We start from the raw sequence: 21,772 nt of genomic DNA, 5'->3' as shown, positions 1-21,772 counted from the left end.
ATTATCTTTGTGTGCAAAAATTTTCATACCTTTGCACCGCTGTCAATCCCTCCGCAGATGGTTGCCTCAGCCGACGTTCGGCAGCCAACGCGAGCCTATTAGAAGGTGAGCATATAATATGACCATACGGTACTGTTAATTTAACGTCAATTTGTGTTACCGTATCCAGTGACGGCATGAGCCCGTAGGCGCCGGCAAATCCCAATCCGGGTGCAAAATGGGAAGGTGATGCACACGGCGCAACAAGGGCAAATCGATCGGATTGCCTCAGGAAAAGCTAGGCGTCGGCGATCAAGCGATCAGTCCAGCCGCATCAGGTTCCTGCCCTCGAGCTCGACAACAGCGGATTCGACCTCCCGCGTGAGGCGCTCGGTGCTCCACCCCAACGCCCGCCCCGCGATCGCGGCAATCTCCTGCAGGTCGCGGCTCGTCAGCGAGCCGCCTATCGCCAACGTGCTGCGGCGCATAACGACATCGGCCAGATGTTCGACGAATTCGTTGCGCACGATGTAGTCGATTTCCGCCTTGCCGTAGCCGTCCGAGTCCGGCAGACGACGACCCTCATCATCCGACCCGTGCCTGGCGATCTCAACGGCTCTGGTCCCGTAGCGCGACAGCAATTGGTCAAGGCGCCTTTCCCCGGCGCCTGTTGCCTGCTGTGCCTTAGCCAGCCAGTCCGCGCGCGCGGCGGCATTGGCCGGAAAATTCCTCCCGCCGCCGATCGGCATGGCTCGCGTCGTCACCTTGCGGCTGCGCTGCAGGCGCTTGAGTACCGTGTCAGCGACTTCCTCGGCAAAGCCGCGGAACGTCGTCCATTTGCCGCCGACCAGCGAAATGACTGCAAAGGGCCTGTTGCCGTCCGGCTCGGCGACCGGCGCTGAATGATCGCGGCTGATCAGCCCTGGTGTCGACGCCTCGGACGTCGGCAGCGGCCGGATGCCGCTATAGGCGTAGACGATCTGGTCGCGCTCGAACGCCATGCCCGGCAGCAGCGTTCGCACGCTGTCGAGCAGATAGTCGACTTCTTCGGGTTCGCAGCGGACCGCGTCCGGATTGTCGGCCTTGATGTCGGTCGAGCCGACCAGCGCCAGGCCGAGATAGTCGTAGACCAGGCAGATGCGGCCGTCATCGGCCTCGAAATAGAGCATGCGCCCGGCGAGGCTTTTGACCAGTTCGTCATGCCTTAACAGGATATGCGAGCCCTTGGTGCCGCCGATCATCTTCGATGGAGCACCAAGCAGCGCGTTGACGTCGTCGATCCACGGACCGGCGGCGTTCACCACCAGCTTCGGCCGCACCGAAAAGGCCGCGCCGTTTTCCGGCTGGAATGTGAGCACGCCATTGGCTGAAGCCGCCAGTGTCGTGTAGTTGGCACCGGCAGACGCCGCGTGAGCCTGCAAGCCGTCGAGGATCAGTTCCAGCACCAGCCTTTCCGGGTGACTTATCTTGGCGTCGTAGTAGGTGCCGGTGGCGACGATCGCCGGATTGAGCGCCGGCATCTCAACAAGCGCCTGCCGCCGCCCGACCATGCGGTGGCGCGGCATGACCTGGTTTCGTGAACCGTAGAAATCGTAGATCATCAAGCCGATCTTGATCAGTATGGCGCCGCGGCTGCGCGGCGCGCTGGTCGAGCCGAACAGCGTTCGCAACGCCGCGAGCATGCCCTTGCTCCACGAGAAGATCGGGATGACGGTCGGCAGCGGGCTGACATAGTGCGGCGCGTTTTGAAGAAGCAGATTGCGTTCGAGCGTCGACTGCGCCACCAGCCCGAACTCGCCGGTCTCGAGATATTTCAAGCCGCCGTGGATGAGCCTCGACGGCGCGGCACTGGTGCCCGAGCCGAAATCCGCCTTTTCGACGATCAGGCAGCTGACACCTTGCGCGCACAGATCGCGAAACAGCCCAGCCCCGTTGATGCCGGCGCCAAGAATGACGACGTCGACTTCGCCGGTCCCGGCCATCGCGGCGAGACGCCCGGCGGGATTGTCCGCCCCGGCTCCATCTGCTGGGTTCATGGCGCCTTCGTCTTGACGATGCGCAACTTCACCCCCGCCCGTTCGAGGCTCTGCGCCTGCGCATCGCCCAGGCCCTCGGTCACCAGCACGGCGTCGAAACTGGTCAGATCGTCGAAGACATGCAGCGCGATCCGGTCGAATTTTGCGTGGTCGACCAAAAGGATGCGCTTCACGGAGGCGGTCATCATCGCCTGCTTGACCCGCACGACATTCGGATCCTGGATGAAAGCCGTGGTTCCGGTGACGGCCGAAGCCGAACAGATCAGCACATTGGCGCGCAACTGCGCCACGGCGTTCTCGCAGACGATGCCGATATAGGCATTGTAGGTGCCGTGATACTGGCCGCCGAGGCAGATGAAATCGATATCGTCCACATTGATCAATTGGCCCGCCGTCGAGACGCTGTTGGAAATGACGGTCAGCGGCTTGACGTCGAGCAGCAGCGTCGCGACCGCGTTTGCCGTCGATGAATCGTCCAGCATCACCACCTGGCCGGCCTCGATATAATCCAGTGCCGCCCGCGCCAGTGCATCCTTCTCGGCTCGATTGACGGTCACCCGGTAGCGGAAAGCGCTCTCGTAGAGGCCGGAAGGCTGGACCGTCACCGCACCGTGCAGCTTGCGCAGCACGCCCTGCTGCGCCAGCCGGTCGATATGCCGGTGGATGGTCATGCGCGACACGCCGAAATGCTCGACCAGATCATCGATGCGCACCTGGCCGAGCTTGATCACATAATCGGCGATCTCTTCGCGTCGTTCGTCGGCCTTGATCATGCGTTTACCCCCGCCAGCCTTTCGATATCAGGCCAATGCGACTTCAGCTGCTCGGCTATGCGGCAGTAGAGCGAAAACCGCTCATTGAACACAGCACTGGAGGCGGGCACGGTTTGGTACGTCCGCTCCGTCATGCCGACCTGCCTGGCGCCCTCTTGCGGCGTCTTGAACAAGCCGACCGCAGCACCTGCGCAAAGCGCGGCACCGAGGGCCGCGGTCTCATCCGTCGAGGTGACGGTGACCGGGGCGTTCAGCACGTTGGCAAACATCTGGACGAAAGCAGGATTGCGCGAACCGCCGCCGGTCAGGCGGATCTCGCTGACGGCAAAGCCGTCGCGCAAAGCCTCGACATGGGTGCGGTGATTGAAGGCGATGCCTTCCAGAACCGCCTTCAGCATGTCGCCGCGATTGTGCCAGCCATGCAGGCCGACAAAGCTGCCGCTGGCCAAATCGCCATAGGGAGAGCCGAACAGATAGGGATGAAACAGGATGGTCGAAGGCTTCTTCAACGCCGCGTCGATCTCTCCCGCCAGCAATTCGTGGAGCGAGCCGCCATCCGTCCTGTCCTGCTCCGCGCGGCAAAACGTGTCGAGAAACCAGTCGTAGTTCGCGGTCGAGGCCGGCGAGATCGACATGTTGTTCCAACGCCCCGCATCGATGGCGTTGCGGCAGAACCAACGTCGGTCGACGCGCGGTTGCGAAGAGACGACTTCGTTGATGGAATACGTGCCGGCGACGATGGCGAGCACGCCGTCTTCATGGCCGCCCATGCCAAGCGCCGAGGCGGCCACGTCGTGCAGGCCGCAGGCGACCGGTGTTCCCCTGCGAAGGCCGGTCCTTTCGGCGGCATCGGCTGTGACTTGACCGGCGATGTCAGCGGAATGCGCCACCGGCGGCAGCGCGTTGAACAGATCCTCCAACCCGAAGATGCGCAGCGCTTCAGGCGCATAGGCTTGCGTGCGAAAATCCGTGAATGAAGTGCTGGCCTCCGTGCGGTCGGTCCCGATCGTGCCGGTCAGGCAAAAGCGCAGCCAGTCCTTGCAGGCCAGCACATGGCCGATGCGGCCATAGCGATCAGGATCGTTCTGCTTAAGCCACGCCAGCAGCGCCGACGGCGCCGAAACATGCGGCGTCTGGCCTGTCGTCGCCAGTGCATCGGTGAAAACGGTACCGGCGGACCACCTTTCGACAATGTCGCCGGCGCGGCTGTCGAGCGACAGGATGCCTGGTCCCAAAAGCTGACGATCATGATCGAGCAGATAGAGACCATCGCCATGCGCGGTCGCCGCCACCGCCTTGATGTCTTCCGCCGGCCTGCCGGAGAGCGCGATCGCCTCCTTGATGGCGTCGGCTGTTGCTTGCCACAGGCCTGACATGTCGCGCTCCACCCAGCGCGCGTGGGGCATCGATTGCGGCACCCGGCGACGGGCCACGGACAATTGCGTGCCGTCGGCATCGAAGATGACCGCCTTGGTGACCGTGAGGCCGTTATCGATTCCGAGCAGGCTGGGCATGATCACCGCCTCTTTCAGCAACTGGCGATTGCTACAGGGCGATCCTGCAGTCTGATGCAAGGGCGAAACACATGGCGACAACCCCGATTGAGCAAGGGGGACAAACGGCAAAAGCACCTCGCCGCAACAAAGAACTCATATCTTTATGTGAATTTAACGTCAACATACGCGACAAAAAGGCTTCGGCGCCAGGGAGCCACGGATGGATCTCGCGGTTGCCAGGCGACGCGTAATCAGCTGCTAAGGCCGTCACGGATGGCGCTGAAATAGCGGTCGGTTCCAACCTGCCCGCCCTTGAGTGCCACCTCCAGCCCATCGATCGCCTTGACGCGCGAGTGAGCGACGCAAAGCGGCGAGCCCGGCGACGCCGGCAACGGCATCCGCACGGTCAGCGCATCGACGCCCATCTGGCCGAGCGCGTGGCTCGACGTATCGCCGCCGGCAACGACCACGCGCTGCAACTTCTGCTCGATGGTCAGCGCGCGAAGCAGTTCGCCGAGGCCCCGCCCGAGCTTGTGGCGGGCGCCTTCCTGGCGGTCGATGTCGCCCCCCTATCGGCCGCGGGTCCAAGGGCCGTGTAGAGAACGACGCTGCGTCCGCCTTCCAGGCTGGCGCGACCGGCTGCCGTCGCGCGTGCGATCGCATCTCCGGAAGCTGCGGAGATCAGTTCGACGGGATCGACCTCGATGCCATCGAAGCCGTCGGTCAAAGCGTGCCGGATCTGTCGTTCGGTCGTCGGCGAACAACTGCCCGAGACGACCGCGATCCGGTCGGCAGCACCCGGCGGTGAAAATTTTGGTTCAGCTCTGACCGTCCCGTTCGACACCCATTCGGCCAGCAGCGCATATTCGATCCCCGACGAGCCGACGACGAACGAACCGCCCGGCTTGCGGGCGCGCCATATCTCCTTGCCGGCAAGCGCCTGCGTCTCGAGGCTGTCGACATCGACAAGTACGATGTCGGTGCCCTTTGCGAGCAAGCGGTCGAAGGCTTCCGAGCGCGACGCCGACTGCAACGTCGCGAGATCGACCAGCCCCGACGTGAGCTCCGTCTGCCGCGACAGATGGATCAGCAGGTCGGATTCATCCATCGGCGTCGTCGGGTGGCGGCTCATCACCGGATGGCGGTCGATGCGGAAATACTTTTCACGATAGGCCGCGAATAGATGACCGAAGGCAGTGTAACGCTTGAGTTGCGGCGCCCCGACCAGCAGCGGCACGCTGTCCTGCGCGAAGACCGAGCGGCCGATCTCGATCGCCCGGCCGATGCTGCCGATCGCCGGGCTGGAATCGAAGGTCGAGCAGACCTTGTAGTGACAGATCGCGGCATTCAGCGTCTTCAGCCAAGCGAAGGCATCGCTCAGATGCGTGTCCATCCATTGCGGCGTCTCGCTGCGGCTGGTGCCGGCCAGGCCAATGGCGCGGCAATGGCTGAACTGCTCAACCATGGCCGCGTCCGGCTGGCGCATGAACAGCACGGTCGGGACGCCGCCGAGTTCGAGCGCTTCCATGACGTCGGTCGAGCCGGTGAGGTCGTCGCCATAATAGCTGAGAAGCAGGTCTTGCATTGCTTCAGGCCGCTTTGCCGTCGCCGAATTTTTCGATCGACCGCGCCAGTTCGGGATGGCTCAAGGCGAAATCCGCCAGCGGAATGCCGTCGACCGCCGCCTGCCAGGCCTGCTGCACGGCACGCACCCCGGCGCCCGGTCCATCCGGATGGCTGACGATGCCGCCGCCGCACAGATAGAGCAGATCGACCGTGCGGCCGGTCCGTTCATAGGTCTCGGGCGCTTGCCCGCCCCATTGGCCGGAGCCCGCCACAGGCAAGGCGCAATCCTCAGGCGCAAAAATCGGCGTCGTCACCGCCTTGAAGGACTCGACGAAAGACGCGTCCGGCTCCCAGTATTTCGATTGGATGCCGTTGATCTGGAACTGGTCGACGCCGAGCAGCCGCCAGAACTGTTGCCAGACCTTGAAGTCCATGCCGAGGCCGGGATGGCGGGTAAGAATGTCCCAGCCGTTGCGATGGGCATGCAGCACCAGGCTGGAGCGTTTTCTAAGAAACGCCATGCCACCGAAGCCTATCGAATTGATGTTGACCACCGCGCAATTGCCGCCCGCCTTGGCCACCAGATCGTGGTTGCGCATCATCTCGTCCGGGTCGGCATGCGAGATGCCGAAGGCATACATCACCTTCTTGCCGGTCCTCTGCTCGTGGTCGAGGATCAGCGGCATGATTGCCTTCACCCGCTCCGCCAGCGGCGAATAGGCCGGGCTCATCAGCTTCTCGTCGTCCTTGATGAAATCGACGCCGGCGGCGATCAGCTCCCCCACCATTGCGGCGGTCTCGTGTGGCCGAAGCCCCAGCGCCGGCTTGACGATGGTGCCGATAATCGGTCGGTCCGCAACACCTGTCAGCCTGCGGCTGCCGGCGACGCCGAACTGCGGACCCGGATGGGCGCCACTGAATTCCCCCGGCAATTTCATGTCGACGACGCGAATGCCGGACAGGCCCTTGATCGAATAGGCGCCGCCGATGGCAATCGTCATCAGCGCCGACAGGTCGGTCCCGATGGCATCGAATGGAAAGGCGATGTCGACATCCGCGCGCTTGAACGGCCCGTCACCGGCCTCGGGAAGCGATGGCCTGTCAGCCTCAGGCAAATGCCGAATGGTCAGGACACGCGCGGCCACCCGGGCTTTCAGTTCCTCGGTCTCACCGGGCAGCGCGACGAAGGTTCCAGTCGACTGGTCGCTGGCGATCTTGGTCGCCAGCGCCTCGATGCTGCCTGACGTTTCGATGCGGTAGGTGAGCGTGATCATGGTTCGTTGTCTGAGGCCGCGGAGGTTCGAAATTAGTTCCTTGATCGTCAGAATCTGGTATAATGAGTACATAAGCTTTGCAAGCAATATCCTGTCTTGCGGCTATGGCCGATCGGGGCGACAGCCATTCCGGGAACAGCTGCGGCAGTGCTAGATAGACACAGGTCAAGGGAGTGATTCGCGACGATGAACCGTTCGGAGCCGATCGTCCGGCGCAAACTTTCCGACGAAGTTTTTTTGCGGCTGAAGCGCCTGATCACCAGCGGAGAATTGACGCCGGGCGACGACATGCCGTCGGAGCGCGAGTTGATGGAGCGCTTCGAGGTCGGCCGTCCCGCGATCCGCGAGGCGATGCAGGCGCTGAGCAATATGGGCCTCGTCGCGATCTCGCATGGGGAACGCGCCAAGGTGCTGCAGCTGACCGCCAAGTCGATCATCAAGCAGGTCGACGGCGCAGCCAAGATCATCCTGTCGTCGTCGAAGGACACGCTGGAGCACCTGAAAACGGCGCGCATCTTCTTCGAGCGCGGCATGGTCAGGGAAGCCGCCGAAAATGCCACTGCCGAGGACGTTGAGCAGCTGCGGGCCACAATTGCCGAACAGCGTGGCTTTCGCGGCGATTCCGAGGCTTTCATTTCAGCCGACATGAAGTTTCACACCCAGATCGCGGCCATTTCAGGCAACCCGATCTATATCGCCGTCAGCGAGGCGATGCTCGGTTGGCTGAAGGAATATCACACCGAAATGCTGATCTGGACCGGCAAGGAACAGTTCACGCTGACCGAGCATGAAGAGATCATCGGCCGCATCGAGAAGAAGGATGCCGACGGCGCCGAGAAGGCGATGATCAAGCACCTCGAGCGCTCGCGCGCGCTTTATGTGATGAACTCCGGCAACTGATTCAGCCGATCCGCGTGATCGCGTAAGGGGTCATCACCAGTTGGCCTCGGCCAAACGCTGAGATGTCGACCGTCACGTCGTTCGCCGTCAGGTTCGCCAGCCACGCCACGGTCTTGCCCGAAGCGGAGCGGCCGGCCAGCGCCAGCACCTTCGTCTGATCGCTCGTCCTTGCCGCCACATGCGCAAGGCCGGCCAGTTCGCAAAGCCCCTTGATGGCACCGAAGATCGGCCGAGGCGATCCTTCCGCGACGGGTTCGCCGGATGCTGCGAGCACGCCGAAGGGCCCGGCGAAGCCGGACAGCGTGAGCAGTTCCAGCCCAGCCGGCGCCACGCGCGCGGCATAGCCGATCGCCCATGCGGCTGCGAACAGGCCGGCATGGCGAGGGTCGCGATCGGCCATGGCGATGCGCTGTCCCCCGGGATTGCCCTTGGTCGCGCCGCCATAGGGGTTCTGGCGCATGGCGATCGTCGATGGACCGATGCGGTAAGGCTTTTCCCCGAAGATCGCCCGCGCCGACGCGGTGATGAAGGGCAGCGCCTCCAGCGACTGCATGACGCTGAGATCGTCGGCGGCGTGCACGATCGGGCACGTGCAGTGGGTGACGAAATCGAGTTGGCCCGCCGGCACGCGCTTGCGGTTGAGCTCGGTGAAATAGCTGAACATGCCGCCGCCGAGCCGGATATCGGGAAAGGCGCGACGGGCCGCGGCATAGACGTCTTCGAGCGGCGGACAGTCCGGCCACGCGCTGCCCGGCGGTGTCGACTGCCGGTCAACCGAAGGCGAGACGGCAATGGCCGAAAGCTTCAACCCGGCTTGACGCACCATGTCGGCAACGCCTGACAGCTCGGCATCGAGGTCGCCCGCGCAGGCAACGACGCATTCCAGCGTCGTCTGCACCGGATAGGCGGCGGTGAGCCTTGCATAAGACTGCAATGCTTCGACGCCGTGACCGCGCGTCGGATCGTAGTGGAAGACAAGTTGCTGCGGGCCGAGCTCGGTCAATGTCGAAAGATTTGCGAGCGCTGCTTCGACCTCATCCGGGTAGATGATCACGCCGAGATCCGGCAGCCTCTGCCCGGTCTCGCCGAGTTCGACGCTGACCGGTTCGGCGGCAGATGCTGCGGCCGGCATTCCCCCCTCGCCGGTGATGCGCAGGCTGACCGTCTGGCTTACAGTTTGGCCGGCCGGCAGCACATAGGGCCAAGGCAACGCCAGTGGCCGCACATAGGTCTTGTAGGACGCGTCCGACCAGTTACGCTGGTCCTCCATCTCGAAAGTGTCGCCCTCCATCCGGCATTCGGCAGTGATGCCCGGCCGGACCTCATGGGTGATCGCGCGCAAATCCTTGAAAGGCTGCCAGGGATCGATCAGCAGTGGCAGTTTCGTCGCCACCACGCTGCCGTCGGTATGCTCGACCGTGACCGGGCTGCCGGCGAGGCCGGCGATCGGATGCAGGACGCAAAAACCGCAGCGATTGGTCTCGAAATCGCTTTCAGGGACCGCGCTGACGTCGAACACTAGGTGACCGTTGGCGGAGCCCTTGATCGTAGCGCGAAAGTCGAGCCGGCTTCCGCCCGGTGCTAAGCAAGTTGCGGAGTAGCTGACGGAGCAGCTGTCGGCGTCCTGATCGACGGCAAGTTCCGTCAGCGCCGGTTCATAGGTGCCCCAGTCGCGGTCGCGCACGATGTAGGCGATGGCGCGCAGCACTTCGATGCCGCCGTAACGGATGGTGCGCAGGCTGCCGTTGACAAAGTCGGCGCTGAGCAAGCCCGCACTCAGCCTAACCGGCTCGGCCTCGACCACGCGTGTGCCGTATAGGAGGAAGGCGTCGGCTGTCATGTCAGCAAGCCATCCAGGTGGACAGGTTCGTGGCTCGCGGCGCCCAGATAGGCCGCCTCGACCAGCGCGAATGTCTTGAGATTGTCGGCGCCCGAGGTCGCCGGCTCGGTTCCCTTTGCCAGGCAGTCGACCCAGTGCTGCTGGATGGCGACGACGCTCTCCTGGATGTTGTGCCATGGGCGCGATGCCCAGGCGAGTACGGGCGGCGAAACGTCGGTAATCTTCGTGCCGCTCCTGCCGGTGACGGTGAGCCGATATCCCTGCGCCAAGCGGATCGTGCCGTCGCTGCCGTCGATCTCGATCAGCGTTTCGGGAAATGGTTCGGTGGCGAGCTTCGTCGCGTAGCTACAGTCGACCACTGACGTCGCCCCGCTCTTGTGGTCCATCAGCATCGTCGCGACATCTTCGCCCGCGATGCCGGGGTTGATGCGCGCGGTTCGCGTCGTGATCGTCGACACGTCGCCCAGTAGAAAACGGGCGATGTCGAGACTGTGGATACCGAGGTCCTCGATGATGAAGCGCTTTCCCTTGGCGAGATAGGGCTGGCCGGAAAACACGTCATAGGCAGAGCGGAAGGAGATGCGCCCGAAGAACGGCGTGCCGATCTCGCCGCTGTCGAGCACGGCACGCACCGCCTGGATCGCCGACTGCCAGCGAAAATTCTCATGCACCATCAGCGGTACGCCGGCTTCCACGCAGGCCCTCACCATCGCCTTGGCGTCGGCAAGCGTCGGCGCGAACGGCTTTTGGCAAATCACCGGCACACGGTGCAGCGCCGCCATCTCGACCAGCGGACGATGGCTGGGAACGGTAGTGGCGATATCGACGAAGTCGAGGCATTCGCTTGCAAACATCTCTGCCGCGTCGGTGTAGCGCTTCGCAATGCCGAACTGGTCGCCGATGATGCGCAGCCGCTCCGGGTCGCGGTCGCAAATGGCGACCATCGCGGCGCCTTCAATGTCGCGCCAGGCATGCATCTGGTTGATGGCAAAGAAGCCGCAGCCGATGAGCCCTCCCCGCAACTCCGCCATGCTCAGCCTGCCTTTGCCATCTGCATCAGCGTCACCCGGCTCTGCAGCCGGCGCTGCGCCTGGTCGACGACGACGGCGACGATGATGACAAGGCCCTTGATCACCATCTGCCAGAAGGAACTCACGCCCATCATCACCAACCCGTCCGAAAGAATGCCGATGACGAAGGCGCCGACAATGGTGCCGCCGATCGTGCCGCGCCCACCCGACATCGAGGTGCCGCCGAGCACCGCCGCCGCAATGGCGTTGAGCTCGAAACTTTCGCCTGTTGCCGGGTGCGAGGCCATCAATTCGGACGAGATGATCAGGCCGACGATCGCCGCGCAGAAGCCGGAGAACATGTAGACGAACATTTTCACCATGTTGACACGAACGCCCGAAATTCGCGACGCCCGTTCATTGCCGCCGACGGCGAAGATGTGGCGGCCGAGCGGGGTGTATTTGGTGAGGTAGGCCGCCGCCAGCGCAACGACGATCAGTATCCAGATCGCCACCGGCAGGCCGAGCAGCCGCCCGGCGCCGAGGAAACCAAACCCGGTGGTGCCAAGCTCCGGCTTGCCGACGAGGTTGGGGAAGGTGCGGCCGTCCGACGACAGCAACGCCAGGCCGCGCGCGACATAGAGCACGCCGAGCGTGGCGATGAACGGCGCGACGTTCAGCCTGGTGATCAGCAGTCCGTTGACGGCGCCGATCAATATGCCAACCGCCAGCGTGATCAGCGCGATCTCGACGACGTTGAAATAGATGGTGTAGCCGAATTGCAGGTCGATGCCGTTGAGCACGAAATAGCCGGCGACCATGCCGCACAGGCCGACGATCGAGCCGACTGAGAGATCGATGCCGCCGGTGATGATGACGAAGGTCATGCCCATGGCGAGGAAGGCGTTCAGCGCCACATGTTTCGACATCAGGATCAGGTTGGCGGTCGACAGGAAATTCGGCGCCGCGATCGAGAAGAAGACCAAGACGGCGATCAGCGCGATGAAGGTCCTCGCCTTCATCAGCGTCAGCAGCAGCGAGCCGCTCGAGACGGAGGGGGCAGCCGCCTTGGCCGGGATGTCAGTCATGGGTTCTCCGTGTGCGGGGCCGGTCCGTGGCCAAGTGCCGAGGCGGCGACAAGGGCTGCCTCCGTCGCCTCGGCGCGATCGAACATGCCGGTCAGTTTTCCGTTGCTCATCACCGCGATGCGATCGGACAGCGCCATCACCTCATCGAGATCGGAGGTGGCGAACAGAATGCCGAGCCCGTCTCGCGACAGTTTGCGCATGGTGCGAAAGACGTCGGCCTTGGCGCCGACATCGATGCCGCGGCTGGGCTCGTCCATCAGCAGCACCTTCGGCCCGGTGAGCAGCGCCTTGCCGATTACCACCTTTTGCTGGTTGCCGCCCGACAGCGATGAGACCTCCTGCGCCGGGTCGGCGACCTTGATCGCCAGTTCCCGCACCATCTGCGTCACCGCCTGCTTCTCTTGGCCGCCGCGAATGTGAAACAGGCGGACAAAACGCGACAGGCTGGCCAGTGTCAGATTGCTGGCGACGGAGAGGATCGACACCAGCCCTTCGCGTTGGCGGTCTTCGGGGATCAGCGCCAGCCCGCGCCGGATACGCCGCGTCGTGTCGCGCTCCTTGACCTTTTTGCCGGCGATGAAGATCGCGCCGGTAGCCTGGCCATGGCGGCCCATGATGCAGTCGAACAGCTCGCTCCGCCCGGCGCCCATCAGGCCGTATATGCCGAGGATCTCGCCGGCGCGCAGCGACAGCGAGACGTGATCGACCGCCAGCCCGCCGGTGGCGCGCGGCAGGCAGATGTCCTCGGCGCGGAATATTTCTTCGCCGGGAACATGGCCGTCGGCCTTGGCGAAATCCTTGGCGTCGGAGCCGATCATCTGCCGCACGATCCACCGCGTGTCGACGTTTTTCATCTCTTCCTGGCCGGTGATGTGTCCATCGCGCAGCACCGTGATGTAGTCGCCGATGCGGATCAGCTCTTCCAGCCGGTGCGAGATGTAGACGATCGCCACGCCGCGCGCCTTGAGGTCGGCGATCACCTTGAACAGGATCTCGACTTCCGCCGCACTGAGCGCCGAGGTCGGCTCGTCCATGATCAGGATGCGCGCATCGAGCGAAACCGCCTTGGCGATCTCGACCAGCTGCTGCTGGCCGATGCGCAGATCCTCGACCAGCATGTCGGGCCTTATCCCGGCCTGCAGGCGTTCGAGAAATTGCGCCGCGCGACGCTCCTGCTCCTTGCGGTCGATCTTGCGGAACCGGTTGGTGATCTCGCGCGTGGCGAAGATGTTCTCGGCGACGGTCATATTGCCAAACAGGTTCAGCTCCTGGAACACCATGCCGATGCCGCGGTTCACCGCGTCGCCCGATGACGAGAAGGAGACCTCCTCCCCTTCCAGGAGGATCCGGCCGAGCGTCGGCTGTTCGACGCCGGCGATAATCTTCATCAGCGTCGATTTGCCGGCGCCGTTTTCGCCGACCAGCACATTGACGGCGCCCTTGCGCACCTCGAAATTCGCGCGCTTGACCGCGACGGTGCCGGAATAGACCTTGGAGACGTCCTCCAGCTTCAAGACGACATCGTGAGCAACCGCAGCGCTCATGGCTTCGGCCCGATTTCTGCCTCCGCCGGCGTCACCAGCGGCAGGTCCTGGCCGTTTTCGAGCGTATAGGCGCCGAGGACCTTGGCGGTCCGGCCTTCCAGCGCGTCACGTGGCAGTTTGGCAAGCACGGCCTTGACGGCATAGGCGTTGAACGCCTTGCCGAACTGGGCGAAGTCGATCTGGTTGGTAAAATCGTTGAACTGGATGAAATCGAGACTGTCGCGCAGCGCGGTTCCGCGCATCGCCGGTCCGATCTGTACCCGCGCATCGGCCTTGCCGTCGCCGTCGACATCGATATCCATGGTCGCGGCCCGCGACTGCGTGTTGGCTGCGATGATCTTGCCCTCGACGCGAACCGCGAAGGTCCAGGGCGAATTCGCCTGCTTGTTCGGATTGCCATATTTGGTGCCGGCGGAAGCAGGATCAGTTTTTGCCAGAGCGTGGACCTCGGCAAAAGGCCCGGCCTTCTGCTGGAGGTAAGGCACGACCTTCGCGGCCCAGATCTCCTCGACCATCTTGTCCGGATTGAAGGCGGCAGCGCTGCCGCTATCCCCCGAGGGAGTCGGCAAAATCTTGCAGGCGGTCAGGCTGATGCCGACTGCAACGACAAGCATCGGCCAGGTCGGCTTGTTGTTCAGCATGATGGCCTGTTGAGCATGGTGATTGGCACCCACGGAAAATGGCGGCGAGGGACGACCTTGATCGCCCCTCGCTATTCATGTCACGCCGGCTCAGTTGGTAAGCGCAAAAGTTTCCAGCTTGGAAGCATTGTCGCCATTGACCAACACGCAGTCCATCAGCTGCTTTTCCTTCTCGGGCGACTTCTTGTTCTTGATGAAGTCGTTGGCCTGCTCGACCGCCATCTGCGCCTGCGCATAGGCCGGCTGCAGCACGGTTGCCTTGATGCCGCCCGCGGTGATCGAATCGCGCACGTCGTTGGATCCGTCGAAACCGACGACGATGACGTCCTTGCGGTTCGCCGCAACCAGCGCCGCATACGCGCCCATGGCCATCGTGTCGTTGCCGGAGATGACGCCCTTGATATCCGGGTTGGCCTGCAGGATCGATTCCATCTTGGAATAGGCTTCCGTCTGGCTCCAGTTGGCCGATTGCTGGGCGACCATCTTCAGGTCCGGATAATCGTCGATGACGTCATGATAGCCCTTCGAGCGAATGCCGGCATTGGTATCGGATTCCTTGCCGACCAGCTCGACGAAATTGCCCTTCTCGCCCATCAGCTTGACGAACTCCTGCGCGCCGAGCTGGGCGCCCTGGTAGTTGTTGGAGACGATCTGAGCCACGGCGACGCCGGTGGCGTTGATCTCGCGATCGATCAGGAACGACGGCACGCCTGCGTCCTTGGCCTTCTGCACGGCAGCGACGGTGGCGTCGGCGCCGGCATTGTCGAGGATGATCGCCTTGGCGCCGCGACCGATCGCCGTGTCGATCAATTCGGACTGCTTGTTGGCATCGTCGTCATGGACGAGCACCAGCGCTTCGTAGCCGAGTTCCTTGGCCTTGGCTTCGGCGCCGACGGCTTCCGCCTTGAAGAACGGATTGTCATGCGAGGGCGTGATGATCGCAATGAGGTCGGCCGCATAGGCGGGCACCGCCGTGCCAAGCGCCAGCATGCCGGCGAACGCCGCAAGTGTCATTCTGCGTGTGAGTTTCATGATGTCCTCCCGTTTGAAAAATTGCCTTGATCAATCAAGGCCCCTGCATTCGAATTCGTCGCGCAAAGCGGGCCGCCGATCGGTTCAGGCTGAATGCCGGTGCCGGCTTCCCAAACGATCGCTGCTCCCTCGCCGTCCCTCCACTCGCCCAGGCTTCGTACTTCCCGCGAACCCTTGCCCAAGCCATCAACAGCTAAGCCAACTGGTATGATGAGTCAATCACTAATTGAGGTGACATGTGCCCACTGAGCAAAAACAGTTGGGTGTCATGGCGGGTGTGTCGAGCCACCGAGGCGCTCCGGCAAGCCCCCGACTCGGCCTTTCTCAGGTAATGCGCCGAATGCTCGCGGCGATCTCTTCCGGCTCGAACACCCGCTTCCAGTCGTCGCGCATCAGCACCGGCTTGCCGAATTCGATCGCCTTGTTGCAGGCGTCGGAGAACACACCCTTGGTCTCGCCGAAAATGACGGCGCCGAGCACGTTCATATGGCCGAGCAGGAAATCGAGCGCCGCCTGTTGGTCGACGCCACGCGCGACGACCTCGTCGACGGCTTCCTTCATGACGACAAGCAGTGAGGCGCACACCGTCTCCGATAGACCGGGCTCCAGCAGCGCCATCTGCTCGACGGTGACACGGTGCGAGCGCATGACCGGCGCCCAGATGATTTTCGCGACCGCCTCGCCCTTGGCGTAGTCCGCTTCCGGCCCCTGCATCAGCGCGCTGACCATATGCTGCTTGGCCTTGACGCCGCCAAAATAATCCTTCTTGGCCGCCATGTCGGTCTCGTCGTTGAAGATCGGCGGATGACAGGGATGGGTGACGAAATAGGTCAGGTCCGGCCGGTTGGGCAGATGGCCGGCGAAGGGTGCGGCCGCGTCGAGCACTATCACCATCGTGCCAGGCGCGAGCTTGCTCTCGATATCAGCCGCCACCTTGCCGATATGCGTGTCGGGAACGGCCAGGATGACGATATCCGCCCCGTCCAGCGCCGCATCGGCACTGACCGCGTCGAAGCCCAGTCCGGTCTTCAGCCGATCGCGGCCGGCCTCGCTGACCTCGACATGGCGTACCGTGTAGGGCGATCCGCGAAAATTGGTCGACAGGCGGTAACCCATTTTGCCGCCGGCACCGAACAGCGCAATCGTCGTCATCTATCCCTACTCCCGCTTTGAACGACGGCCGCGCCGATCGTCATGTTATTAACTGGTATAATCACCTTACCACGAATTGAGGAGTTGAACAGGGCTTTGATGAGCGGCTATGCAGTCGCCGTTTGGCTTCCGTCCGCACGATTTCCGCGGTGGCGGCCGATAATTCAACCAAGCCAGAGCGCCGTTGCCTTTCCAGACAATCGATGCCCGCGCTAGAAGCCTCCAGGTCCATTTTCTCGGGGGCTCGGTTGCGAAGTGACGGTGGGGGCGTCACCAGCAAGGCGAAGCGCGTCCGCGCGGTCCGGTCGCGTTTTCGGGCCGTGAGTTCTCACGGCGATTTGGCGAAGGGGCTATAGAGAATTCGCGCTTCGCCGGGGTTCCGGCGAGCCAAATCACTTCTAGTCGATCATGCCGACAACTATTTACCGGTAGCTTCCCGGGTCCTTGGCTTTCTCCGCCCGACAGCTGTCCGTGCGTTGCGCCGCCGTGCGGTAAGCGCCTTCATAAAACCTGATGGCTCTCTTGAATTCGGGGGGATTGGGTATCAGGTGTTTATCTTGCACATCGTACAAGATGTATATCGCCGTTATTTTGGATTTTCCGTCTGGAGTCAGCTGCAGCGCCGGGCATCGCGTCGTAACGGCGATGACGTTAGCTGACCATGTTACGACCAATTTCAACTGGGCGTCGGACAGCCCGGCCAGATAGTTGATGTTTTTTTGATAGGCAGGGTCGATGTGTTGTCGATTATCTTTTGCAGACGCAGCGGAAGACAGGACACCTACCACGCCGAGTATAATCAATATGCATTTCAAAAGCTGCCTCCCCCAATGTTACGGCCATCTCGACCACGGCATTGTCCGTCCCCACAAAGCAGGTTGAAACAAGTCAATTTGAAAAGCAATTGGGGTTCGCGACCTTATACGGATCACCGCACCTTCAGAACCCGGTTGCTCGCGGACGCCCTTCTTCAACCAAGTGAAACCGGTAGCGGTCGCGCACGAACTCGTTGAAAAATTGCCCTTTCGAGAAGGCGGCCCGGAACGCCGCATAGGTCTCAGGCTCGACCTCTTCATAGTCGTAGCGGGCTCCGCTTGGAACGAACCAGACCGAGAGGATTTTCGTCGACGGGTCGTAATGGGTGTTGCGGATGGCAGTGGACGGCATGTCGAAAATCCTGCTTCGTCCCAAAATCTTGCTTCGCCCCAGATCCTGCTTCGAAAATGCGTAATGCCGCAACGATGCGGAGGTTCCGTCAGGGAGGCGCATCACAACGCCGAAAATCTTGCCCAGGCGGCGAGGCTTCCTATCTCTCCGTCAGATGGCACAGACGAAATCCAGCACAACAGCGTATGCCAGCCAGGGCGATCTCTTCGGCGCGGCCGACACGCTGCCGGAAGGATTTTCCTACCGGCCGGGCCTGATCACAACGGACGAAGAGGCGGAACTGGTCCGTCACCTCAATGAACTGTCCTTCAAGCCGTTCGATTTCCATGGCCATATTGCCAACCGGCAGGTCGCCGGCTTCGGCTGGCGCTATGACTACGACCGGCGCCAGGTCGTCGAAGCGCCGCCCATCCCGAAATTCCTGCTGCCGCTTCGCGACAAGGTCGCGGATTTTGCCGGCAGGCAGGCCACGGAATTCGCCCAAGTGCTCATCAACGAGTATCCGCCGGGCGCGGGCATAGGTTGGCATCGCGACAAGCCGCATTTCGATCTCGTCGCCGGCGTCTCGCTGCTGGCGCCCTGCAGCTTTCGGCTGCGCCGCAAAAACGGCTCCAAATGGGATCGCGAGACGATCGAGGTCGAACCGAGGTCCCTCTATCTCATGGACGGTCCGGCGCGCCACGAGTGGGAGCACAGCATTCCGCCGGTCGCCGGTCACCGCTACTCCATCACGCTGCGCACTCTTAAATAGGCGATACTCCAAGCCACGCAGCAGCCGCTCTGGAAGGCCGAGCGCTGTTGTGCTTCGATTGCACATGAGCGTTGACCGCAGCAGAATTTTAGTTACCCGCGTAGCGCCCTTTCTGTGGGCATGCCTGTCCTGCCTGCTGGCTCTGCAGTGGCTCGTCGACCTTGGCATGGTCGGCTTTCCCGACGGATACATAACGCCCTATGCAAGAGCAACGAGCACGCTGTTGCATGTCCTTGTCTGGGCGTGCCTGGCTCAAAGTCTCTACTTCGCTTGCCGAGCCTTGTTTGGCAAACGCTTCGAGCCTGCTCCTCTCTTCCTGCAAATCCTGATCGCCGCCGCACTGACTGTCGTGCCGGCATTCATCGTAAAACACTGTCCGCGGTCTCAGGTATGCAGCAACATCTATGAAGCGCTCACGAATACGATGATGGACGACGGCACCGGCGGATGACGTTGTGTCTCCAGTAACTGACGAGAGTTAGAACTTTGGCGTCGCGCCGCGCGGTGGCGGTAAAACCTGGAGGAACCATGCGAAAGATCCTGGCATCGATGCTGCTGTTCGCGGCAGCGCTATCTGCAAACCCCGCTCGGGCGCTGGACAGTACCATCCCGCCGGTTGTCGTCACACCGCTTGCCGATCGCAGCCAGACGGCGTCCGGCCAGCCGATCGTGCTGCCGCAGAAAAATGTCCAGGTCCTGGTTTCAACCTATGACATTGCGGTCGGTGCCACTCTGCCGGTGCACAAGCACCCGTTTGCCCGCTACGCCTATGTCGAGGCCGGGACACTCAAAGTGACGAATGTCGAGACCGGCAACAGCAACACCTACAAGACGGGCGATTTCATCATCGAGATGATCGGCCAGTGGCACCAGGCCACCAACATCGGCGACGGCCCGGTCAAGCTGCTGGTCATCGACCAGGTCGAACAAGGCGCCAAGAACACGGTGCTGCGCCAGTAATTGCGGATCGGCCGGGTTGCCGGGCTGGCCCAAGCAGCGACTGGCTGTTCCGGCTTCCCCACCAACCGAGCCGATGCTAGGGCTGGCCGTCATGCAATCATAAAGGATCGCCCCTTGGTCGGAAATGCTCGCCCCCTGATCGAAATCTGCGTCGAAGGCATCGATGGACTGCTGGCTGCGCAGGCCGCCGGCGCCGACCGGGTCGAGCTCTGCGCCAGCCTGGTCGAAGGCGGCATCACGCCCAGCCTCGGCACGGTGCGCGCCGCACTCGAGAGCGCGACAATTCCCTTCCATGTCATCGTGCGGCCGCGCGGCGGCGATTTCCTCTACAGCGAGGCCGAATACAGCTCGATGCTCGCCGATGTCGCAGCGCTTCGTGACCTCGGCGTCGCCGGCGTCGTTGTCGGTTGCCTCGATGCCGACGGCACCATCGATGAAACCCGCATGGGCGCGCTGGTCCATGCCGCCGGTCCGCTCGCCGTCACCTGCCACCGCGCCTTCGACATGACCCGCGACCCGGCCGAGGCGCTGGAAGCGCTGATCCGCTGCAAGGTCGGCCGCGTGCTGACCAGCGGCCAGAGGGACACCGCGGTGGAAGGCGCCGGCCTGTTGGCGGATCTCGTCCGCCAGGCCGACGGCCGCATCATCATCCTCGGCTGCGGCGCGCTGGACCCCGAAAACATCGCCGGGGTGCTGGCATCAACCGGGCTGACGGAAATGCACTTCGCCGCGCTCAAGGATGTACCGAGCGCCATGGCCTACCGCAACCCGCAAGTCGGCATGGGCGGCGGCGATCTCGACCGCGAATACCGCACCACAGTCACCGATGGGGCGCTGGTTGCCGCGACGATTGCGGCGGCCAGAGCATGATGAGCGAAGCCGTGACTGGGCCGTCGCCGATCAGCCGTGTCTCGCCTCAGGACGAAGCGGCCATCCTCGCACTCAACAATGAGCACGCCGCCGAACTGTCATGGCTCGAGCCCGAACGGCTGTCCTTCCTGCTTGGCGAAGCGTTTTACGTCAGGCGCATCGGCACGCTCGAAGCCTTCATCATGACCTTCGACCAGAATGCGGCCTACGACAGCCCGAATTTCCTCTGGTTCCGCGAGCGCTATCCACGCTTCGTCTATGTCGACCGCGTCGTCGTCGCGGCGCAAGCGCGCGGCCGCGGCCATGCCCGCCGGCTCTACGAGGATCTGTTCGGGGAAGTCGCCCGCGCGGGCCACAGCATCGTCACCTGCGAGGTGAATGCCGAACCTCCCAATCCGGCTTCGGACGCCTTCCATGCCGCGCTTGGCTTCGCCGAGGTCGGCGACGCGGTGATCCATGGCGGCAAGAAGGCGGTGCGCTACTACCTCAAGGAGATCGCCGGCTGATGGGTCGCTGGCTGATGATCGGCAAGCAGATCGTCGCGGCAGCATAAGATTAGGAGTCCGTAGCCCTCACCAATTCCGGTTCAGCCAGGCCCGCGCGGGCTTCTCGACCAGATAGTAGCTGCATAGTGCACAGGCGAAGACAGCCGCCAGCATCGGGATCGGCGCACTGCCCTGCTCGGCGACGAATTTGTAGAAGGGCTGTTGCCAGAGATAGAGCGAGTACGACCATAGCCCGATCATCACCATCGGCCTGGATGAAAGCAGGCCGGTAAGATGCCAGTTGCTGGTGTCCAGCGTATTCACGGCAAGCGCCAGCAACGGCACCGCCAGTAGGTAATGGATCGGCGTCGGCACCGGATCGAGGAACAGCAATATAGCCGCCGCCGCCGACACGAGGCTGACATAGGGGCTCTTCAGGAATGCCGGCAGCCGATCATCGTGCTTGAGCAGGCAGATCGATGCCGACAGCAGGATCGAGGCGATATGCACATCGGTGCGCCAATAGCTGTGCTCGTAATCCATGCCGAGTACCCAGTACGAAATGGCGCCATTGGCCATCGCCAGCAGCGACAGCGTCACCAGCAGCCGAACGACATTACCCCGCCCGGTCACCACCACGCTGATCAGCGCCAGGATGATGTAGGCATGCTCTTCCACGCATAGCGACCAGATGTGGTCGAGCGCGCCGGCGCGGGTGATGAGAATTCCGGCATAGTTGTAGGTGAATGTCAGCGCGGTCAGCGCCGCCTTCCATTTGAAGGCGATAAAGGTGCCGGAGAGCCCGATCATGGCTGATATCACGAACACCAAAAGCGCGGGATAGATGCGCGAAAAGCGGCGCTTGAAGAATTTTTTCAGCGGGAAGCGTTCGATGAACAGTATCTCGCCCATCAGCCGGCCTGAGAGCACGAAGAAGAACTCGACGCCGAGCACGCCGAGATTGATCCCGGGAACGGGGAAGAAATGGCCGATCAGCACCAGTGCGATCGAAAGCCCGCGCCAGCCATCGAGATAGGCCAGTCTTGCTCTAGCTGCTTTGTCGGCTGTGGCCCGCGGCAGGGCAACAGACGCTGCGGAGATGTCGGCCATGCCCGTCCTTCGCACTCAAGAACCGATGCAGCGCGCATCGCTGCGCCACGGATTCGCCTCGTATTCCCGCCCGGTTTATATTGCAGTGCGGGATAACT

The 21,772-nt window shown here is 62.7% G+C and carries 20 protein-coding genes and 1 pseudogene; 6 read left to right on the top strand and 15 right to left on the bottom strand.

The features are described from left to right. Positions 1-299: 299 nt before the first annotated feature. From NKL04_RS05630 to oiaX, 5 genes and pseudogenes are all read right to left on the bottom strand, one after another. Complete coding sequence (locus NKL04_RS05630) at positions 300-2,015, bottom strand: glycerol-3-phosphate dehydrogenase/oxidase (RefSeq protein WP_023753379.1); 1,716 nt, start codon at positions 2,013-2,015, stop codon at positions 300-302. Next, positions 2,012-2,788, bottom strand: coding sequence for a DeoR/GlpR family DNA-binding transcription regulator (locus tag NKL04_RS05625; RefSeq protein WP_031194761.1), 777 nt, complete (start codon positions 2,786-2,788; stop codon positions 2,012-2,014). The genes NKL04_RS05630 and NKL04_RS05625 overlap by 4 nt, the downstream gene beginning before the upstream one ends. Next, the gene (locus NKL04_RS05620; RefSeq protein WP_023701692.1) at positions 2,785-4,302 is read right to left on the bottom strand and encodes an FGGY-family carbohydrate kinase; all 1,518 of its coding nucleotides are present in this window, start codon (positions 4,300-4,302) and stop codon (positions 2,785-2,787) included. Before NKL04_RS05620 ends, NKL04_RS05625 begins: the two co-directional genes overlap by 4 nt. A 233-nt stretch (positions 4,303-4,535) precedes the next feature. Further along, positions 4,536-5,812 (bottom strand): annotated as a pseudogene (locus NKL04_RS05615) (four-carbon acid sugar kinase family protein). A 61-nt stretch (positions 5,813-5,873) separates the two neighbouring features. Then, the gene (oiaX, locus tag NKL04_RS05610) at positions 5,874-7,124 is read right to left on the bottom strand and encodes a 3-oxo-isoapionate-4-phosphate decarboxylase OiaX (RefSeq protein ID WP_023701694.1); all 1,251 of its coding nucleotides are present in this window, start codon (positions 7,122-7,124) and stop codon (positions 5,874-5,876) included. Positions 7,125-7,310: 186 nt separating this feature from the next. Here oiaX and NKL04_RS05605 point away from each other — a divergent pair, with 186 nt between their 5' ends. Continuing rightward, complete coding sequence (locus NKL04_RS05605; protein ID WP_023672607.1) at positions 7,311-8,024, top strand: transcriptional regulator NanR; 714 nt, start codon at positions 7,311-7,313, stop codon at positions 8,022-8,024. A gap of 1 nt (position 8,025) precedes the next feature. Here NKL04_RS05605 and apnL read toward each other — a convergent pair whose 3' ends face one another. From apnL to NKL04_RS05560, 9 genes are all read right to left on the bottom strand, one after another. Then, the gene (gene apnL / locus NKL04_RS05600) at positions 8,026-9,864 is read right to left on the bottom strand and encodes a D-apionate lactonase (protein ID WP_023701695.1); all 1,839 of its coding nucleotides are present in this window, start codon (positions 9,862-9,864) and stop codon (positions 8,026-8,028) included. Then, the gene (locus NKL04_RS05595) at positions 9,861-10,895 is read right to left on the bottom strand and encodes a Gfo/Idh/MocA family protein (protein ID WP_352497804.1); all 1,035 of its coding nucleotides are present in this window, start codon (positions 10,893-10,895) and stop codon (positions 9,861-9,863) included. Before NKL04_RS05595 ends, apnL begins: the two co-directional genes overlap by 4 nt. Before the next feature lie 2 nt (positions 10,896-10,897). After that, positions 10,898-11,962: an ABC transporter permease gene (locus tag NKL04_RS05590; RefSeq protein ID WP_023672610.1), complete on the bottom strand. Its 1,065-nt coding sequence runs from the start codon at positions 11,960-11,962 to the stop codon at positions 10,898-10,900. Continuing rightward, positions 11,959-13,506: a sugar ABC transporter ATP-binding protein gene (locus NKL04_RS05585; protein WP_023672611.1), complete on the bottom strand. Its 1,548-nt coding sequence runs from the start codon at positions 13,504-13,506 to the stop codon at positions 11,959-11,961. Before NKL04_RS05585 ends, NKL04_RS05590 begins: the two co-directional genes overlap by 4 nt. Continuing rightward, complete coding sequence (locus NKL04_RS05580; protein ID WP_023672612.1) at positions 13,503-14,147, bottom strand: DUF2291 family protein; 645 nt, start codon at positions 14,145-14,147, stop codon at positions 13,503-13,505. Before NKL04_RS05580 ends, NKL04_RS05585 begins: the two co-directional genes overlap by 4 nt. Before the next feature lie 90 nt (positions 14,148-14,237). Continuing rightward, a complete protein-coding gene (locus NKL04_RS05575) occupies positions 14,238-15,179 on the bottom strand; it encodes a D-ribose ABC transporter substrate-binding protein (RefSeq protein WP_023701699.1) in 942 nt (313 codons plus the stop codon). 324 nt (positions 15,180-15,503) lie between these two features. Continuing rightward, positions 15,504-16,331, bottom strand: a complete 828-nt coding sequence (locus NKL04_RS05570; RefSeq protein ID WP_023697644.1) for a phosphogluconate dehydrogenase C-terminal domain-containing protein — start codon at positions 16,329-16,331, stop codon at positions 15,504-15,506. Positions 16,332-16,753: 422 nt separating this feature from the next. Next, complete coding sequence (locus NKL04_RS05565) at positions 16,754-17,134, bottom strand: hypothetical protein (protein ID WP_023697645.1); 381 nt, start codon at positions 17,132-17,134, stop codon at positions 16,754-16,756. A 136-nt stretch (positions 17,135-17,270) separates the two neighbouring features. Beyond that, a complete protein-coding gene (locus tag NKL04_RS05560; protein WP_348529202.1) occupies positions 17,271-17,600 on the bottom strand; it encodes a KTSC domain-containing protein in 330 nt (109 codons plus the stop codon). 52 nt (positions 17,601-17,652) lie between these two features. On the opposite strand from NKL04_RS05560, the gene NKL04_RS05555 reads away from it, so the two are divergent. The 5 genes from NKL04_RS05555 to NKL04_RS05535 all read left to right on the top strand — a co-directional run bounded on the left by NKL04_RS05555 (position 17,653) and on the right by NKL04_RS05535 (position 20,585). Next, positions 17,653-18,249: an alpha-ketoglutarate-dependent dioxygenase AlkB gene (locus tag NKL04_RS05555; RefSeq protein ID WP_023701700.1), complete on the top strand. Its 597-nt coding sequence runs from the start codon at positions 17,653-17,655 to the stop codon at positions 18,247-18,249. A 64-nt stretch (positions 18,250-18,313) separates the two neighbouring features. Next, positions 18,314-18,700, top strand: coding sequence for a hypothetical protein (locus tag NKL04_RS05550; RefSeq protein ID WP_023697647.1), 387 nt, complete (start codon positions 18,314-18,316; stop codon positions 18,698-18,700). A 77-nt stretch (positions 18,701-18,777) separates the two neighbouring features. After that, on the top strand, positions 18,778-19,209 hold the full coding sequence (locus NKL04_RS05545; protein WP_023681708.1) for a cupin domain-containing protein: 432 nt from the start codon (positions 18,778-18,780) through the stop codon (positions 19,207-19,209). Between the two features lie 114 nt (positions 19,210-19,323). Further along, entirely contained in the window at positions 19,324-20,079 is a 756-nt protein-coding gene (locus NKL04_RS05540; protein WP_023697648.1) for a copper homeostasis protein CutC, read from the top strand. Then, positions 20,079-20,585, top strand: a complete 507-nt coding sequence (locus NKL04_RS05535; RefSeq protein WP_023701701.1) for a GNAT family N-acetyltransferase — start codon at positions 20,079-20,081, stop codon at positions 20,583-20,585. The genes NKL04_RS05540 and NKL04_RS05535 overlap by 1 nt, the downstream gene beginning before the upstream one ends. Positions 20,586-20,651: 66 nt before the next feature. Here NKL04_RS05535 and NKL04_RS05530 read toward each other — a convergent pair whose 3' ends face one another. After that, on the bottom strand, positions 20,652-21,674 hold the full coding sequence (locus tag NKL04_RS05530; RefSeq protein WP_023688179.1) for an acyltransferase family protein: 1,023 nt from the start codon (positions 21,672-21,674) through the stop codon (positions 20,652-20,654). Positions 21,675-21,772 lie beyond the last annotated feature (98 nt).

The sequence above is a fragment of the Mesorhizobium sp. C264A genome (genome assembly GCF_040324515.1).
In the GTDB taxonomy this organism is placed as follows: domain Bacteria; phylum Pseudomonadota; class Alphaproteobacteria; order Rhizobiales; family Rhizobiaceae; genus Mesorhizobium.
This window is presented reverse-complemented; position numbering and strand designations above follow the sequence as displayed.